Origin of the sequence: Pseudomonas syringae (assembly GCF_021606685.1) — a bacterium.
Lineage (GTDB): Bacteria > Pseudomonadota > Gammaproteobacteria > Pseudomonadales > Pseudomonadaceae > Aquipseudomonas > Aquipseudomonas syringae_R.
The window spans coordinates 39,371-56,373 of sequence record NZ_WKCB01000033.1 but is presented as its reverse complement, the minus strand read 5'-3'; the positions used below and the strand labels follow the sequence as shown (position 1 = coordinate 56,373).

16 protein-coding genes are annotated in these 17,003 nt (G+C 60.4%); 10 read left to right on the top strand and 6 right to left on the bottom strand.

What is annotated here, in order from left to right:
- Nucleotides 1-128: 128 nt before the first annotated feature.
- Nucleotides 129-947 (bottom strand): posphoenolpyruvate synthetase regulatory kinase/phosphorylase PpsR, encoded by an 819-nt coding sequence (gene ppsR, locus GIW02_RS14615; protein WP_003193298.1) that lies wholly within the window; start codon nt 945-947, stop codon nt 129-131.
- A gap of 177 nt (nt 948-1,124) precedes the next feature.
- Here ppsR and ppsA point away from each other — a divergent pair, with 177 nt between their 5' ends.
- From ppsA to GIW02_RS14575, 8 genes are all read left to right on the top strand, one after another.
- Nucleotides 1,125-3,500 carry a phosphoenolpyruvate synthase gene (gene ppsA, locus GIW02_RS14610; protein ID WP_236413986.1) on the top strand — a complete coding sequence of 792 codons (2,376 nt, stop codon included), beginning with the start codon at nt 1,125-1,127 and terminating at the stop codon, nt 3,498-3,500.
- Nucleotides 3,501-3,606: 106 nt separating this feature from the next.
- Nucleotides 3,607-4,596 carry an alpha/beta fold hydrolase gene (locus tag GIW02_RS14605; protein ID WP_236413988.1) on the top strand — a complete coding sequence of 330 codons (990 nt, stop codon included), beginning with the start codon at nt 3,607-3,609 and terminating at the stop codon, nt 4,594-4,596.
- Nucleotides 4,597-4,783: 187 nt separating this feature from the next.
- Nucleotides 4,784-5,275, top strand: a complete 492-nt coding sequence (rraA, locus tag GIW02_RS14600) for a ribonuclease E activity regulator RraA (protein ID WP_236413990.1) — start codon at nt 4,784-4,786, stop codon at nt 5,273-5,275.
- A 25-nt stretch (nt 5,276-5,300) separates the two neighbouring features.
- Nucleotides 5,301-6,296 (top strand): zinc transporter ZntB, encoded by a 996-nt coding sequence (locus GIW02_RS14595; RefSeq protein WP_236413992.1) that lies wholly within the window; start codon nt 5,301-5,303, stop codon nt 6,294-6,296.
- A gap of 85 nt (nt 6,297-6,381) precedes the next feature.
- Nucleotides 6,382-6,627 carry a hypothetical protein gene (locus tag GIW02_RS14590; protein WP_025854229.1) on the top strand — a complete coding sequence of 82 codons (246 nt, stop codon included), beginning with the start codon at nt 6,382-6,384 and terminating at the stop codon, nt 6,625-6,627.
- A 2-nt stretch (nt 6,628-6,629) separates the two neighbouring features.
- Entirely contained in the window at nt 6,630-7,454 is an 825-nt protein-coding gene (locus GIW02_RS14585; RefSeq protein ID WP_003175519.1) for a mechanosensitive ion channel family protein, read from the top strand.
- A gap of 87 nt (nt 7,455-7,541) precedes the next feature.
- Nucleotides 7,542-8,132, top strand: a complete 591-nt coding sequence (gene sigX, locus GIW02_RS14580; RefSeq protein WP_010208495.1) for an RNA polymerase sigma factor SigX — start codon at nt 7,542-7,544, stop codon at nt 8,130-8,132.
- 107 nt (nt 8,133-8,239) lie between these two features.
- Nucleotides 8,240-9,220: an OmpA family protein gene (locus GIW02_RS14575; RefSeq protein WP_122485728.1), complete on the top strand. Its 981-nt coding sequence runs from the start codon at nt 8,240-8,242 to the stop codon at nt 9,218-9,220.
- 60 nt (nt 9,221-9,280) lie between these two features.
- Here GIW02_RS14575 and cobA read toward each other — a convergent pair whose 3' ends face one another.
- The 5 genes from cobA to GIW02_RS14550 form a co-directional block, all read right to left on the bottom strand.
- Nucleotides 9,281-10,024 (bottom strand): uroporphyrinogen-III C-methyltransferase, encoded by a 744-nt coding sequence (gene cobA, locus GIW02_RS14570; protein ID WP_236413993.1) that lies wholly within the window; start codon nt 10,022-10,024, stop codon nt 9,281-9,283.
- Nucleotides 10,025-10,049: 25 nt separating this feature from the next.
- Nucleotides 10,050-11,720, bottom strand: a complete 1,671-nt coding sequence (locus GIW02_RS14565; protein WP_236413999.1) for a bifunctional protein-serine/threonine kinase/phosphatase — start codon at nt 11,718-11,720, stop codon at nt 10,050-10,052.
- Entirely contained in the window at nt 11,720-12,931 is a 1,212-nt protein-coding gene (locus tag GIW02_RS14560) for an MFS transporter (RefSeq protein WP_236414001.1), read from the bottom strand. The genes GIW02_RS14565 and GIW02_RS14560 overlap by 1 nt, the downstream gene beginning before the upstream one ends.
- 209 nt (nt 12,932-13,140) lie before the next feature.
- Nucleotides 13,141-13,716 carry an ANTAR domain-containing response regulator gene (locus GIW02_RS14555; RefSeq protein WP_015885342.1) on the bottom strand — a complete coding sequence of 192 codons (576 nt, stop codon included), beginning with the start codon at nt 13,714-13,716 and terminating at the stop codon, nt 13,141-13,143.
- A 12-nt stretch (nt 13,717-13,728) separates the two neighbouring features.
- Entirely contained in the window at nt 13,729-14,955 is a 1,227-nt protein-coding gene (locus tag GIW02_RS14550) for a CmpA/NrtA family ABC transporter substrate-binding protein (protein ID WP_236414003.1), read from the bottom strand.
- 318 nt (nt 14,956-15,273) lie between these two features.
- On the opposite strand from GIW02_RS14550, the gene sctC reads away from it, so the two are divergent.
- Together sctC and GIW02_RS14540 are read left to right on the top strand one after the other, a co-directional pair.
- Nucleotides 15,274-16,668, top strand: coding sequence for a type III secretion system outer membrane ring subunit SctC (sctC, locus tag GIW02_RS14545; RefSeq protein WP_236414034.1), 1,395 nt, complete (start codon nt 15,274-15,276; stop codon nt 16,666-16,668).
- A 15-nt stretch (nt 16,669-16,683) separates the two neighbouring features.
- Entirely contained in the window at nt 16,684-16,908 is a 225-nt protein-coding gene (locus GIW02_RS14540; protein WP_236414010.1) for a FliM/FliN family flagellar motor switch protein, read from the top strand.
- Nucleotides 16,909-17,003 lie beyond the last annotated feature (95 nt).

Below are 17,003 nucleotides of genomic sequence, written 5' to 3'. Positions count from 1 at the left end.
TTGGAGTGCGAAGCGCTCCCAGGATTTTGGGGCTGCTGCGCAGCCCAACGCGGGCAAGCCCGCTCGCCACAAAAAGCCCGCTCGGCACAGTAAGCCTGCTCTTCAGAATGAATCTGCGACTCGGCTAACTACTTGAATCTACGCTCCACGCCTTTCTCCACCAAAATCTTCGCCGAGATCTCCTCCACCGAAAAATGCGTGGAATTGATGTGCGCAATATTCTCGCGCCGGAACAGATTTTCTACTTCGCGTACTTCGAACTCGCACTGGGCATAGCTCGAGTAGCGGCTGTTGGGCTTGCGCTCGTTGCGGATCGCGGTAAGCCGGTCCGGATCGATGGTCAAGCCAAACAGCTTGTGGGAATGCGCACGCAGGGCGGCCGGGAGCGTCAGGTGCTCCATGTCGTCCTCGGTCAGCGGGTAGTTGGCAGCACGGATACCAAACTGCATGGCCATGTACAGGCACGTTGGCGTTTTGCCGCAGCGCGACACGCCCACCAGGATCAGATCAGCCTTGTCGTAGTAGTGCGTACGCGCGCCGTCGTCGTTGTCGAGGGCAAAGTTCACCGCCTCGATACGCTCCATGTAGTTGGAGTTATGCCCAATGGAATGGGACTTTCCTACGGAATAAGAGGAGTGTTCACTCAACTCTTGCTCCAGTGGCGCCAGGAAGGTGGAGAAGATGTCGATCATGAAACCATTCGAAGTTGCAAGGATCTCACGGATGTCTTGATTGACGATGGTGTCGAAAATGATCGGCCGAAAGCCGTCTTTTTCAGCCGCCAGATTGATTTGTTGTACCATGGCCCGCGCTTTATCCACGCTGTCGATATAGGGCCGTGTGAATTTGGCGAAGGTAATGTTTTCGAACTGCGCGAGCAGGCTTTGGCCCAATGTTTCGGCTGTAATGCCGGTGCCGTCGGAGATAAAGAAAGCAGATCGTTTCATTTGAGCCCTGGGCCTTAAGCTGATGGCGAATCTTGGATATGATAGGCGCGATTTTGCCGTCCCGCAGTGGGCCGCATTCTCACTTATTTTCCAGGTCCAGGCCACAAGCGCAGGCGTTAGCTCCTATGAGCAGCCGGCGTCCTGAGCTTTTCCAACACAGTTAGTGGAGAGATCACCTTGGTAGAGTACGTAGTTTCCCTCGATAAGCTCGGCGTCCATGATGTAGAGCACGTGGGGGGCAAGAACGCATCCCTCGGCGAGATGATCAGTAATCTTGCAGGCGCTGGTGTGTCGGTGCCGGGTGGTTTCGCCACCACGGCCCAGGCTTACCGCGATTTTCTCGAACTGAGCGGCCTCAACGCTCAGATCCACGCCGCGCTGGACGCCCTGGACGTCGATGACGTCAACGCCCTGGCCAAGACCGGCAGCCAGATCCGCCAATGGATCATGGACGCCGAGTTCCCCGAAAAGCTCAACGAAGAAATCCGTACCGCCTTTGCCACGCTGTCTGCCGGCAACCCGGACATGGCCGTTGCCGTGCGCTCCTCGGCCACCGCCGAAGACTTGCCGGACGCCTCCTTTGCCGGCCAGCAAGAAACCTTCCTCAATATCCGCGGCGTGGAAAACGTGATCCGCGCGGCCAAGGAAGTGTTCGCCTCCCTCTTTAATGACCGCGCTATCTCCTATCGCGTGCATCAGGGTTTCGACCACAAGCTGGTGGCCCTCTCTGCCGGTGTGCAGCGCATGGTGCGTTCGGAAACCGGTACTGCCGGCGTCATGTTCACCCTCGATACCGAATCCGGCTTCCGTGACGTGGTGTTCATCACCGGCGCCTACGGCCTGGGCGAAACCGTCGTACAAGGCGCGGTCAACCCCGACGAATTCTACGTACACAAACACACCCTTGAGGCTGGCCGCCCGGCCATCCTGCGCCGCAATCTGGGCAGCAAGGCGATCAAAATGATCTACGGCGACGAGGCCAAGGCCGGTCGCTCGGTTAAAACCGTTGACGTCGACAAGGCCGAGCGCGCGCGCTTCTGCCTGACCGACGCTGAAGTCAGCGAGTTGGCCAAGCAAGCGATGATCATCGAAAAGCACTACAAGTGCCCGATGGACATCGAGTGGGCCAAGGACGGTGACGACGGCAAGCTGTACATCGTGCAAGCACGTCCGGAGACCGTGAAGAGCCGCACCTCGGCCAACGTCATGGAGCGCTACCTGCTCAAGGAAACCGGCACCGTGCTGGTGGAAGGCCGTGCCATCGGCCAGCGCATCGGCGCCGGCAAGGTACGCATCATCAAGGACGTGTCCGAAATGGACAAAGTCCAGCCAGGCGACGTACTGGTTTCCGACATGACCGACCCGGATTGGGAACCGGTGATGAAACGCGCCAGCGCCATCGTCACCAACCGTGGCGGGCGTACCTGCCACGCGGCAATCATTGCCCGTGAGCTGGGGATTCCGGCCGTCGTGGGTTGCGGTAACGCCACGCAGTTGTTGAAAGACGGCCAGGGCGTGACCGTGTCTTGCGCCGAAGGCGATACCGGCTTCATCTTCGAAGGCGAACTGGGCTTCGACATCAAGCAAAACTCCATCGATGCCATGCCGGACCTGCCGTTCAAGATCATGATGAACGTCGGTAACCCGGACCGCGCCTTCGATTTCGCGCAGTTGCCGAACGCCGGTGTGGGCCTGGCCCGCCTGGAGTTCATCATCAACCGCATGATCGGCGTGCACCCCAAGGCCCTGTTGAACTACGACGGCCTGCCGCTGGACATCAAGGAAAGCGTCGACAAGCGCATCGCCGGCTACAACGACCCGGTGGGCTTTTACGTCGAGAAGCTGGTGGAAGGCATCAGCACCCTGGCGGCGGCGTTCTACCCGAAAAAGGTCATCGTGCGCCTGTCGGACTTCAAGTCCAACGAATACGCCAACCTGATCGGGGGCAAGCTCTACGAGCCGGAAGAAGAAAACCCGATGCTGGGCTTCCGTGGCGCCTCGCGTTACATCAGCGAAGCGTTCCGTGATTGCTTCGAACTCGAGTGCCGCGCGCTGAAGCGTGTGCGCAATGAGATGGGCCTGACCAACGTCGAAATCATGGTGCCGTTCGTGCGCACCTTGGGCGAGGCGAGCCAGGTGGTGGACCTGCTGGCCGAAAACGGCCTGTCCCGTGGCGAGAACGGCCTGCGCGTGATCATGATGTGCGAATTGCCGTCCAACGCCATCCTGGCTGAAGAATTCCTGGAGTTCTTCGACGGTTTCTCCATCGGTTCCAACGACCTGACCCAGCTGACCCTGGGCCTGGACCGTGACTCCGGGATCATTGCGCACCTGTTCGACGAGCGTAACCCTGCGGTCAAGAAGCTGCTGGCCAACGCCATCCAGGCCTGTAACAAGGCCGGCAAGTACATCGGCATCTGCGGCCAAGGCCCTTCCGACCACCCGGACCTGGCCAAATGGCTGATGGAGCAGGGTATCGAAAGCGTCTCGCTGAACCCCGATTCCGTGCTGGAAACCTGGTTCTTCCTGGCAGAAGGCCAAGCGTCCGCCTAAGGTCGATACGTCAAAAGTGCCGGTCCCCCGTTGTGGGTGACCGGCATTCTTACCTGTACAGGGCGGAACTCCTTCCGGACGCCGCCCTTTTTTGTGCAAGAGCATTATGCAAAGCAGCAGCAACCTGTTTCCCGTCGCCCTGATCAGCGCTGAACGTCGTGGCGACCTGAGTGAAGACGTCTATCGCCTCAAACCCGGTAACAGCCCTGACGGCACCGTCGAGCTGGCAGTTACCCGCCTGGGCCTGGCCGATGTCCCGGAAAACCGGGGCATTCCGATTATTTTGTTGCATGGCAGTTTTTCCAATCGGCGCTTCTGGTATTCGCCCAAGGGGATCGGCCTGGGCGCCTATCTGGCGCGCCAGGGGTTCGATGTGTGGGTCCCGGAAATGCGCGGTCATGGTTTGTCCAAGCGTAATCACGACTACGCCAAAAATCGGGTAGCCGACTACGCGCGTTACGACTTGCCGGCCATTGGCGCCTTTGTGCGCGAGCAAAGCGCACAGATCCCCCACTGGCTGGGCCATTCCCTGGGCGGCATCGCCCTGGCGGCAGCATTGGGTGGTCAGCACCTTGGCGCACCGGCAGTGGCCTCGGTGGCGCTGTTTGGCTGCCAGGTCAGCCGCACCCACTGGCCGTTGAAAATTCCACCGCTGGAGTGGAGCGCGCGTTTGCTCTTGAAACGCTTGGGCGAGGTGTCCGGCTCGCGGCTCAAACGCGGCCCCGAGGACGAGCCGGCGGGCGTGATGATCGAAGCCATGCGTTGGAACGGTCTGTTCGGCCGCTTTGGCGAGGGCAAGCAGGATTGGTGGAAAGGCTTGGCCGACGTCGACGTGCCGCTGCTGGCCGTCAGCGCTGCGGGCGACCAGCAAGACCCTGACTGGGCCTGTCGCAAGCTGTTCGACCAAGTGGGCTCCGAGCACCGTCAATACCTGTGCCTTGGGCGTCAGCAAGGCTTCAGCGAGGACTTCGGGCATGTGGAAATGCTCGTCAGCAAAGCCGCGCAGGTCGAAGTATGGCCGTTGGTGGCCCAGTGGCTGAAAGATCCGCTGACACCTTTGTTCGGCGCTGCGCCCGAGGTGTTGGCTACGGTTTGAAAGGGCGCGCTGCCAGGGGCGTTTCGCTCGTGTGTGGTTGCGGCTAAGATATGACGCGTTAAACGCTTCTGGTCATATTCAGTCGCGCAGTGGCTATTGCGTTGCGGCGAAGCGGATGGGATGTTTTGCATCTGTGGTGCAGGCGCTTCTTTCGAAAGACCCCTCTTTGACGGAAAGGAATTTTTCAATGAACCATTACGTGACCCCCGACCTGTGCGACGCCTACCCGGACCTGGTGCAGGTGGTCGAGCCGATGTTCAGCAACTTCGGTGGCCGAGATTCCTTCGGCGGCGAGATTGTCACCGTCAAATGTTTCGAAGATAACTCCCTGGTCAAGGAGCAGGCCGAACAGCCGGGCGCTGGCAAGGTGTTGGTGGTCGACGGAGGGGGCTCCCTGAGGCGCGCCTTGCTGGGCGACATGATCGCCGAGAAAGCTGCGAAAAATGGCTGGGAAGGGCTGGTGATCTATGGCTGCATCCGCGATGTCGATGTGATCGCCCAGACCGATCTGGGCGTGCAGGCCCTGGCCAGCCACCCGATGAAGACCGACAAGCGCGGCCTCGGCGACCTGAACGTGGTGGTCACGTTTGCCGGTGTAACGTTCCGCCCGGGTGAATTCATCTACGCCGACAACAACGGTGTGATTGTGTCGCCCAGCCCGCTGAAAATGCCTGAATAAACCGCAATAACCAACAGGGGTGAGGATGTTCGAGGAAGAAAACGCGCAATGGGGGCTGGTGCATGCCCTGGTGCTGGACGGTAAAGGCGGTGCGCGTTCGATTGCCCGGACAGAGCTCGACGAGTTGCAATTGCAGCCCCAGGAAAGCCTGTGGCTGCATTGGGATCGTAGCCATCCCCAAACCCAGACCTGGTTGCGCAAAGCCAGCGGCTTGAGCGAATTCGCCTGTGACCTGCTGCTGGAAGAAAACACGCGTCCGCGCCTGTTGCCGCTGCCGGATGCGCAGTTGCTGCTGTTTTTACGCGGGGTCAACCTCAACCCGGGCGCCGAGCCGGAAGACATGGTTTCGGTGCGTATATTCGCCGCTGCCAGTCGCGTGATTTCCCTGCGCTTGCGCCCGCTGCGCGCCACGGATGAACTGTTGGTGCAATTGGCGGAGGGTAAAGGGCCGAAAACCGCATCGGAACTCATCCTTTATATGGCGCAGTACCTGACCAATAAAGTGCAGGACCTGGTCACCGACCTGTCCGAAATCGTCGACGCCGAAGAAGAAAAACTCGATACCGACGAACGGTACACGCCAGAGCATGGCAGCATTTTGCAGATCCGCCGGCGAGCGGCCGGGCTCAAGCGATTCCTCGCCCCGCAGCGGGATATTTTTGCCCAGCTCACGCGGATAAAATTGCCGTGGTTTTGTGACGACGATGCCGACTACTGGAACGAATTGAACAACAGCCTGACCCGCTACCTGGAAGAGCTCGAGTTGACCCGGGAGCGCGTGGGGCTTGTGCTTGAGGCCGAAGACCGGCGCTTGAGCGTGCGTATGAACCGCACCATGTACCGCTTCGGGATCATCACCGGGATCTTTCTGCCGATGAGTTTTCTGACCGGCTTGCTGGGCATCAACGTCGGCGGCATTCCGTTCTCTGCCAGCCCCTATGGGTTCATGATTGCGTGCCTGTTGATGGTCTCGGTAGCCCTCGGGCAATGGTGGCTATTTCGACGATTGCGCTGGGTTTGAGCTGAATATGACCTGAACGTAGACACAGTCCATGTGACCCCAAGAATTTAACCCTCGTCTTTTAAAACACTTGCGAGAGGTCTTTATGCACGATCCGTTCGAACAGTCTTTGCGTGACATGCTCAATGCTTCGCCGTCCAACCGTGACGACGATGCCTGCCTGGGCCGCGTGTTGAAAACCGCCAACCGTCAGGTGGGGGCGGGAGACTTGTTCGGTCTGCTCGGCCGCTGGGTGCCGGCGTTGATGATGGCTCTGAACAACGGTTCAGCCCATGTATCGCCTGTTTCCCGTCGTAAACCTCTGGCTCGCACTGCTGATAAGGCTGATTGAATATGGAACTTGATCTCTGGACCCAGAGCCTGGTCACCGCGATGACCGCATTGTGGACCAAGGTGGCGAACTTCATTCCCAACCTGTTTGGGGCGCTGGTTCTGGTGCTGCTGGGTTTTGTCGTGGCCAAGCTGCTTGACACCCTGCTGTCCAAATTGCTCGCAAAACTGGGCCTTGATCGCCTGATGGCAGGCACCGGCCTGACCAAGTTGCTAGGGCGAGCGGGGCTGCAAGTGCCGATCTCCACATTGATCGGTAAGATCGTTTATTGGTTTGTTTTGCTGATTTTTCTGGTTTCTGCGGCTCAATCCCTTGGACTTGAGCGAGTTTCAGCTACGCTCGACATGCTGGCGCTGTATTTGCCCAAGGTTTTCGGCGGCGCGCTGGTACTGCTGGTAGGCGTTTTGCTGGCGCAACTGGCCAATGGCTTGGTGCGCGGTGCGGCCGAAGGCGTGGGGCTGGACTATGCTGCCGGCCTGGGGCGAATTGCCCAAGGCTTGGTGATCATCATCAGTATTTCGGTCGCGATCAGCCAGTTGGAGGTCAAAACCGACCTGCTCAACCATGTGATTGTGATTGTTTTGATTACCGTTGGTCTGGCCGTTGCGCTGGCCATGGGGTTGGGAAGCCGGGAAATTGCCGGTCAGATTCTTGCGGGAATCTATGTGCGTGAGCTGTATCAGGTAGGGCAACAGGTGCGTGTAGGCGAGGTCGAAGGGCAAATCGAGGAGATCGGCACAGTCAAGACGACGGTGCTGACCGATGACGGCGACCTGGTGTCGTTGTCCAATCGGATCCTTCTCGAGCAGCAGGTCAGTAGCCGCTAAACCGGCAAACCCTGCTAATGTACGCCGCCGCAAACCCGGCTGACCGGGCTGCAGCGGACATTGACCTGACTGTCGGCACGACTTGTTTTGAATAAAGCCCAAACGCTGTCCACGCGCTATGACCCCCGTGAGCTCTCTGATGAGGAGTTGGTCGCGCGCTCGCACACGGAGCTGTTTCACGTAACTCGCGCGTACGAAGAATTGATGCGCAGATATCAACGCACTTTGTTCAACGTTTGTTCAAGGTATTTAGGGAACGATAGAGATGCGGATGATGTCTGTCAGGAAGTGATGCTCAAGGTGCTGTACGGCTTGAAGAACTTCGAGGGCAAATCGAAGTTCAAGACCTGGCTCTACAGCATCACGTACAACGAGTGCATCACGCAGTATCGGAAGGAACGGCGAAAGCGTCGCTTGATGGACGCCTTGAGCCTTGACCCCCTTGAGGAGGCGTCTGAAGAAAAGGCGCCGGCACCCGAGGAGAAGGGCGGGCTCGATCGCTGGCTGGTGTATGTGAACCCGATTGATCGGGAAATTCTGGTGCTACGATTCGTCGCAGAGCTGGAGTTCCAGGAAATCGCTGACATCATGCACATGGGTTTGAGTGCTACAAAAATGCGTTACAAACGTGCTCTAGATAAATTACGTGAGAAATTTGCGGGCGAGACTGAAACTTAGTGCGTGGCAAATATCTCTTACGTGTAGGCAAGTTCTGTTAGACTTGTCGCCGAGTTGTCCCCCGGTTTGTGGGACTGCTTTACAATCACCAGATGGGGATTTAACGGATGAAACTGAAAAACACCTTGGGCTTGGCCATTGGTTCTCTTATTGCCGCTACTTCTTTCGGCGTTCTGGCACAAGGCCAAGGCGCAGTTGAAGGCGAGCTGTTCTACAAGAAGCAGTACAACGATAGCGTCAAGCACATCGAAGACGGCTTCAATCCTGGCGCTCGCATCGGTTACTTCCTGACCGACGACCTGTCCTTGAACCTGTCCTACGACAAAACCAACCACACCCGTTCGAACGACGGTACTGGTAACCAGAAGATCAAAGGCGATACCGGCAGCCTGGTTGCCCAGTATCACTTCGGTCAAGCTGGCGTAGACAGCCTGCGTCCATACGTAGAAGGCGGTTTCGGTCACCAGAGCCGTACCAACGTTCAGGCTGACGGCCACAGCGGTCGCGACCAGACTACCTTCGCTACCGTTGGTACTGGCGTGAAGTACTACTTCACCAACAACCTGTACGCTCGTGCCGGTGTTGAAGCTGACTACGGTCTGGACAACGGCAAGTGGGACTACTCCGCACTGGTCGGCCTGGGTGTGAACTTCGGCGGTAACGCTGGCGCAGCAGCTCCAGCTCCTACCCCAGCACCAGCTCCAGAGCCAACTCCAGAGCCAGAAGCTCCAGTTGCTCAGGTTGTTCGTGTTGAGCTGGACGTTAAGTTCGACTTCGACAAGTCCGTTGTTAAGCCTAACAGCTACGGCGACGTTAAAAACCTGGCCGACTTCATGGCTCAGTACCCAGCTACCAACGTAGAAGTTGCTGGTCACACTGACTCCGTAGGTCCAGACGCTTACAACCAGAAGCTGTCCCAGCGTCGTGCTGATGCTGTTAAGCAAGTCCTGGTTAAAGACGGCGTGGCTCCTAGCCGTGTAACCGCTGTAGGTTACGGCGAATCCCGCCCAGTTGCTGACAACGCAACTGAAGCTGGTCGTGCTGTTAACCGTCGCGTAGAAGCGTCGGTTGAAGCTCAAGCTCAGTAATTACTGAGTGGTAGAAAAAAGCCCGGCTTAGGCCGGGCTTTTTTTCGCCTGCAATTTGTATCAGGCGCTGGCGGCCGACGCGATGACAGCGGCTTGGCCGTTGGCGGCAACGCTGCCGATCACCAGGATCGCCGGGCTTTTCAGGGCGAATGCCTGGGCATCCTCATACATGCGCGACAGCTCACTGCGGCATTCGCGCTGCTGAGGCAGTGATGCGTTCTCGATCATCGCCACCGGCATATCCGCAGCCATCCCACCCTCCAGCAGTTGCTGGCGAATTTCCTCCAGCTTGGCCACGCCCATGTACACCACCAATGTCGTCCCGCCCTCGGCCAATGCGCGCCAGTTGAGGCGGCTGTCGTCCTGGGTATGCGCGGTGACCAGAGTGACGCCACGGCTGACGCCGCGCAAAGTCAGCGGAATATCGCAATTCGTCGCCCCCGCCAGCCCGGCCGTGATCCCATTGACCAACTCCACCGCGACCCCTCGCTCGCGCAGCCATAGGGCCTCTTCACCCGCTCGTCCGAAAATGCAGGGGTCGCCGCCCTTGAGTCGCACTACACACTTGCCTTGGCGGGCGTAACGCAGCATCAGGCGGTGGATGAAATCCTGTGGGGTTGATCGGCAACCACCGCGCTTACCGACGGTGATGACCCGCGCACTGAGGCAGTGCTCCAGCACCGCCGGGTTGACCAGGTCATCGATCAGCACCACGTCGGCTTCGTTCATGGCCCGCACTGCCTTGAGGGTCAACAACTCCGGGTCGCCGGGGCCTGCGCCCACCAGCCAGACTTTTGCATTCATGGGTGTTCCCTCGTATTGAGACAGGTCAGCTGTGAAAGAGTGAATAAAGCAGTATCAGATTGATCAGCATCGAGAGCAGCGCCAAGGTTCGCCAGACCTTCAACGGCTCGCGCTCCAGCAACGGCCTGGGGCGAATGCTCAGCTCTCGCCGATCAGCCTGCTCGAGCACCAGCAACCATTCCTCGGCAGTTTCGAAGCGCTGCGCAGGCTGGGCCGCCACGGCCCGCTCCAGGCTGAGCGGCAGCCAATCCGGCAGGTCGGGACGATAGCGGCTGGCGCTGATGGGCTGGTTGAACCTGGGCCGTTGGAAAGCTTCGATTTCACCGTAGGGGTAATGCCCGGTCAGCAGGTAAAACAAGGTGACGCCGACGCTGTATAAATCCTGTTGCGCTGTAGGGCGTTCGCCGTTGAATGCCTCGGGTGCGATAAAACTCGGTGTACCGGGCAGCACGTGAGCGCGGTCCTCCGAGAGGCCTGGGCAGTACGCCAGGCCGAAATCCAGTACACGCAATTCGGCATCGTCACCCAGCAGCAGGTTTTCCGGCTTGATGTCGCGGTGCAGGATCTGCCGTCGATGCAACATGCCAACCGCACGCAGCAAGCGCTCGGCCACCGACTGCCATTGCGCCAGGGGCAGAGGGCCGTGTTGCTCGAACACTTGAGCGAGGGTTTTGCCTGGGTATTCGCGCATCACGTAGTACAAATGCTGGCGCCCGCTGGCGGCATGTACTTCAGGAAAGGCGCGGCCCGCCACGCGGCGTAAAAACCATTCCTCGGACAACAGCGCCTGGCCGGCGTCGCTGTCGTCGTCGCGGCTGAGGGGCAGGGTTTTCAGCAGCCAGGGTTGCTGCTGGGCATCGCGCACGCGGTACAGCAACGACTGTCGGCTGTGCGCCAGCACGCTTTCTATCTGCCAGCCTTCAAAACGTTGTCCGGCTTTCAGCAGTGGCGGCAGTGGCCATTGCTGCAATTGCACCAGTGCATCGCCGAGGGTGGCCTCACCCAGTTCGTCGACGCGCACCAGCAGGGCGCTCGCATTGTCCTGGCTGCCGGCCAGATGAGCGGCATTGACCAGTGTGTTTACCGCGAGGTTCAGGTCCGCTTGCTCGCGCAGTATCGAGCGGATGCTGTGATCGCCCAAGGTGGCCCACACACCGTCGGTGAGCAGCAGGAAGCATTCACCTTCGCGCAGTTGGCCATCGAGAAAATCCAGCACCAGGTGTTGATCCAGTCCGAGCGCTCGCTTGAGCACATGCTGCATGCCCGGCTGCTCCCACACGTGATCCTCGCTGATGCGCTGCAACTCGCCGTCCAGCCAGCGATACACCCGGCAATCGCCGACATGGGCGAGGGTGAACCGCTGGCCACGAAACACCAAGGCGCTCAGCGTTGTGAGCAAGGGCTGGCCACCGCCATTGGCCTGCAGCCAGCGATTTTGCGCCAGCAGCAAACGCTCCAGGGCCTGGGCCACGCCCCAGGTTTGCGGTGTGGCGTAGTAGTCCAGCGCCAAGGCCTGCAAGGTCGAGCGCGCGGCCAGGCCGCCATCGGCGCATTGGCTCACGCCGTCGGCCATGGCGCACAGGTAGCCTTTGCTCGCCGCCAGTTCCGCTACGGGGGTGACCACTCGCAGCGCATCCTGGTTCTCTGCCCGTGGGCCAATAGCGCTGGCCTGGGCGACGCTCAGTTGCAGGCTCATCAGACGCGTGCGGCGGTCACGGCAGCCGAACCCCAGGTGGTTCTCCAGCGACGCTTGACGCCGTGCAGGCCGAACCAGGCCAGCACGCCCAGGCTGGCGAACAGCCACAGGGCCAATTGATAGCTGCCGGTGCTTTGTTTGATGGCACCCATGCCTGCTGCAAGGGCGAAACCGCCGATACCACCGGCCATGCCGATCAGGCCGGTCATCACGCCGATTTCACGACGGAACCGCTGGGGCACCAGTTGGAAGACGGCGCCATTGCCTGCGCCCAGACCAAGCATGGTGCAGACGAACAGTGCCAGTGCCGCGTAGGAGCTTGGCAAGTTGAAACCCACCGCAGCGATGCAGATTGCCGCCACCGTGTACATGCCGAGCAGAGTTCGGATACCCCCGAAGCGGTCGGCGAGGGCGCCGCCCAGTGGGCGCATGAGGCTGCCACCGAATACGCAGGCGGCGGTGTAGTAGCCGGCAGTCACCGGGCTCAAGCCATATTGGTCGTTGAAGTAGCCGGGCAAGGCGCTGGCCAGGCCGATAAAGCCACCGAAGGTCACGCTGTAGAAAAACATGAACCACCAGCTGTCACGATCGCCCAGGGCCTTGAAGTAGTCGGCCATGGATTTGGCTTTTGGCCGCTCCGGGGCGTTGCGGGCCAGCCAGGCAAACACGATCAGGGTCAGCACCAGTGGAATCAGCGCAAAGCCGAACACGTTGCTCCAGCCGAATGCCGCCGCCAGTACTGGCGCCAGCAACGCTGCGAACACGGTGCCCGAGTTGCCGGCACCGGCAATGCCCATGGCCTTGCCCTGGTGTTCAGCCGGGTACCACTGCGACGCCAGCGGCAGGGCCACCGCAAAGGATGCGCCGGCCATGCCCAGGAACAGGCCCAGCAGCAGGGCTTGTTCATAGCTATGGATACCCAGCTTCCACGCGCCGAACAAGGCCACGATCACAATCACCTGGCCAATCAGCCCGGCGGTCTTGGGCGACAGTTTGTCGGCCAGCATGCCCATCAAAAAGCGCAGCACCGCGCCCGCCAGGATCGGCGTCGCTACCACCAGGCCACGCTGTTGGGTAGTCAGGTGCAGGTCGGCGGCAATCTGTACCGCCAGCGGGCCCAGCAGGTACCAGACCATAAAGCTCAGGTCGAAATACAGGAACGCGGCAAACAGGGTCGGGGTGTGCCCGGATTTCCAGAAGCTTGATTTCATCACGCACCTCAACGGTTGGGAGTCTTGTAAGAAGGCCTGGTGATGGAACAGCCCTTCAGGGCCGCCCCACCGGCCCCCCGCAGGGGGCCAAAACAAAAAAACGCCGCCACCGGGTTCGCGAGGGCAAACCGGGTGTGCGACGTCTTTGTCGTGGAGGGGCAACCGCCGTTGGCTACCTGTGATGATTCTTTAGCAAGAGCTGAGCCAAATCAGCCGAGCAACTCACTCATGGCGATAATCTGCTCCGCCACCTGGATCAGTTTCTGCTGGCGGCTCATGGCCTGGCGGCGCATCAGGGTGTAGGCCTCTTCCTCGTTGCAGTCCTTCATTTTCATCAGCATGCCCTTGGCCAGCTCGATGCGCTTGCGCTCGGCCAACTGTTGATCGCGGGCCTGAAGCTGGGCGCGCAAGGCCTGGTCGCTTTCGAAGCGGGCCATGGCCACGTCGAGGATCGGCTGCAGGCGCTGGGCCTGGATGCCTTCGACGATGTAGGCGCTGACGCCGGATTTGATCGCCTGGCGCATCACATTCGGGTCGTGTTCGTCGGTAAACATCACGATCGGGCGGGGCTGGTCGCGGCTGACCAGCACCACTTGCTCCATCACATCGCGGCCGGGTGACTCGGTATCGATCAGGATCACGTCCGGGCGCACTGTTTCGACGCGCGCGGGCAGGTCGATGGTCAGGCCGGACTCATCGATCACCTCAAAACCCGCCTCGATCAGCGCGGCCCTGAGGCGTCCGACCTTGCGCGGTGTGTCGTTGATCAACAGGATTCGCAGCATAGTGGGCTCCTGTCAGCGCGTGGCTTGGCGATGGGTAGTGTCGGCCATCGCATGCAGGCGGAAGCTGCGGGCATAACCGGCGGGGTCCGAGCCATCCCAGACCTTGCCGTCGATGAGTTGGCTGCTGCGCATGTCCTGGCCCTTATCGGTGATCCCCAAGGCATCCGCCGCCTGGCGATACAGCGCCAACTGTTGCACTTGGCGGGCAACACCGAGGTAATCGGGGTCTTCGCGCAGCAGACCCCAGCGCCGAAACTGGGTCATGAACCACATGCCATCACAGAGGTAAGGCAGGTTCACCGCGCCATCGGCAAAAAACCGCAGGGCGTGGGGGTCTTGCCATTGGTTGCCGAGGCCGTCCTCGTAGGCGCCGAGCAAGCGCGGTTCGATGCAGTCGAGCGGGGCGTCGAGGTAGTCACGACCGCTGAGCAATTGCGCAGTGGAGCGGCGGTTTTCGGTGTTCTGTTCGATAAAGCGGCTGGCCTCCAGCACGGCCATCACCAGTACGCGGGCGGTGTTGGGGTATTCATCGACAAACGCCTGGGTGCAGCCGAGCACTTTTTCCGGGTGGTTCGGCCAGATCGCCTGAGTAGTCGCCAGGGTAAAGCCCTGGTGTTGCTTTACTGCGCTGGCGCACCAGGGTTCGCCGACGCAAAAGCCGTCGATGCGCCCGGCCTGCAGGTGCGCGACCATTTGCGGTGGGGGCACCACCACGCTGTCGACATCTTGTAACGGGTGAATGCCCTGGCTTGCCAGCCAGTAATACAGCCACATGGCGTGGGTGCCTGTGGGAAAGGTCTGGGCGAAGGTCAGTTTTGTTCGGCTTTGGTGCACGTGGCGGTCGAGTGCTTCAGGAGTGGTCACGCCTTGCGCCTGCAAACCATGGGACAGGTTGATGCTCTGGCCGTTCTGGTTCAGCCCCATCAACACCGCCATGTCGGTGGGCGCCACGCCGCCGATGCCCAGGTGCACGGCATAGATCAACCCGTACAGGCTGTGGGCGGCATCCAGTTCGCCGCTGACCAGTTTGTCACGCAGGTTGGCCCAGGAGGATTGGCGCTTGAGGTTCAGGGTCAGCCCGTAGGGTTGCGCGAAGCCCTGGGTAGCGGCCACCACCAGCGAGGCGCAGTCGCTTAACGCCATGAACCCCAGGTCGAGGCTGCTTTTTTCCGGGGCATCACTGCCGTTGACCCACGCCAACGGGTCGTTCATCGGGCTGTTGCCAACCGAATCGTTCATCAAGACCTACCTTTTCTTTCAAAAAAAAGCGTCGTTCCTGCGCCTGGCGATGTAAGCCATTGCAGGTAACGACGCCTTTGTCCGTAAGCGTGCTCCGCCGTTGGTGCGCGCTCTGATACAGAGTCCGTAGCAAGGCACATGCCACGGGTCGACAGGCGCGGCCGGCCGTCAACTTTCCATCAAGATTGAAAGCGAGCTGCCTTTCAGTATGGCCGCTTCTTTATGCCAGGCTACCCAGGAAAACCCACGGTGTACGCTGAACTCTCCGCAACCCTGTTCCACCTCCGGCGGTGTCGCTGGCTGCTGTTTGCCGCGCTGATGGTGGGCGGCACGCTGGCTTGGGCCGATAGCTACCAGGCACAGGACGAAAGCCTGCACACGGTGTTCACCGCGCTGTCCCTGCCGTTGGGCGTGCACATCGTCGTGAGTCGCGCGGTGGCGCGCAAACGCCTCAGTGGCCTGCTTGATTTCGATGCGCCGCAACAGACCTTGGAGGCGCTGGCGCTGCAACACGACTTGATCTGGTACAGCGATGGTCAGGTGCTCTACGTTTACGACGCCGATGAAGCCAAAAACTCGGCGGTTGCTTTGCGGCATATTTCCATCGACAGGCTGCGTGCCCTCATGCGTCGCTCGGGGCTTGATGAGTCGCGCTACCCGCTGCGCGAAAGCAGCGGGCGGACCTTCTATGTGTCCGGCCCGCCGAACTATGTGGACCAGGTGCTGCGCCTGGCCCAACTGATGGATCGGCAACGGGCGGACTTGCGCGTCGGCGCACAGGCTTTTGCGGTGGTGCAGGTGCTCAACACCCAGGTGGCGGACCACCAGTATGGCCACAACGGCAGCCCGGTCAGGGTACCGGGCATGGCGTCGATGATCGAAACCCTGCTGGCCAGCGAGCAGAAGGGCCTGCTGGCCGACAAGACCCTGGGCGTGATCGCCTACCCGGACACCAACAGCCTGCTGATCAAGGGCAAACCGGCGCAGGTGAGCTTTATCCAGAAGCTGGTTACGGAACTGGACGTGCCCAAGCGCCCGATCGAGGTTTCCCTGTGGCTGGTGGATGTGGACAGTGCCGAACTCAAGAAACTGGGGCTGGAGGGGGGCAGCGACGCCGAAGTATCGACCACTCGGATTATGGAACCGCTGGACGATAACCGTCTGATGGCGCAGATCGCGGCGCTGGAACGCAGGCGGCGCGCGCGGGTGGTGACGTTGCCGGTGATCCTCACCCAAGAGAATGTCCCGGCGGTGTTTCAGGATAACCACACCTTCTACCTGCCGGCCCCCGGAAGCGATGAGGCCGACTGGAAACCCGTGCGTTATGGCACGCAGGTCAGCGTATTACCGCGTTTTGCCGAGGCTAATCAGATCGAGATGCGCCTCGATGTAGATGACGGCCGTCAGATGGTCGAGGCGGGGCAACGCGCGGTACACCCCGGGGTCGGGCAGGTCGGCGTTGATAGCCTGGTTCGTGTGCCGCAGGGCAAGCGTTTATGGCTGGGTGCGTTTCGTCGGGAAGTGGCGGAGCAGGGGCGCAGCACGGTGGCGGGGCGTTCGTCGCCGGTGCGCCTGTTTGTCATTCAGGCGCGGGCTGTGGGCAATGAGTTCAAGGCGCTGGCAGGGGGCTTGGGGCCTCCACCGTTGACGGCGACGCAATACGAGCGCGTGCACCGTGCGTTTGTGCAGCCGGGGCGCGATATCTCTCCGTGAAGAAGGCGTTACCCCATGCATCTGGAAATTCTGTTACAGGAACAATTGGTCAGCCGCAGGCGGCTCGCCGCATTTGCGCCAGGGAAGGTATTGCCACTGGCGCCTCAAGTTATTCACTGCGTGGAAGTACGGGTTAACGGCCAGTTGCTTGCCTTGGGTGAGTTGGTGCAGTTGGAGGATCGGTTAGGGGTCGAATTGTTCGAGGTCTATCAGGAGTGGGCGCCGGGTGGCGGTGGATAGAGAAACCTCCTACATGGCGACTCTTGGAGTCGCCGGATCTCTAGGCTTTTTCCTAGGGTGGGGCGTAAGGCTGCTTTTTATAGTGGTGAGATGGG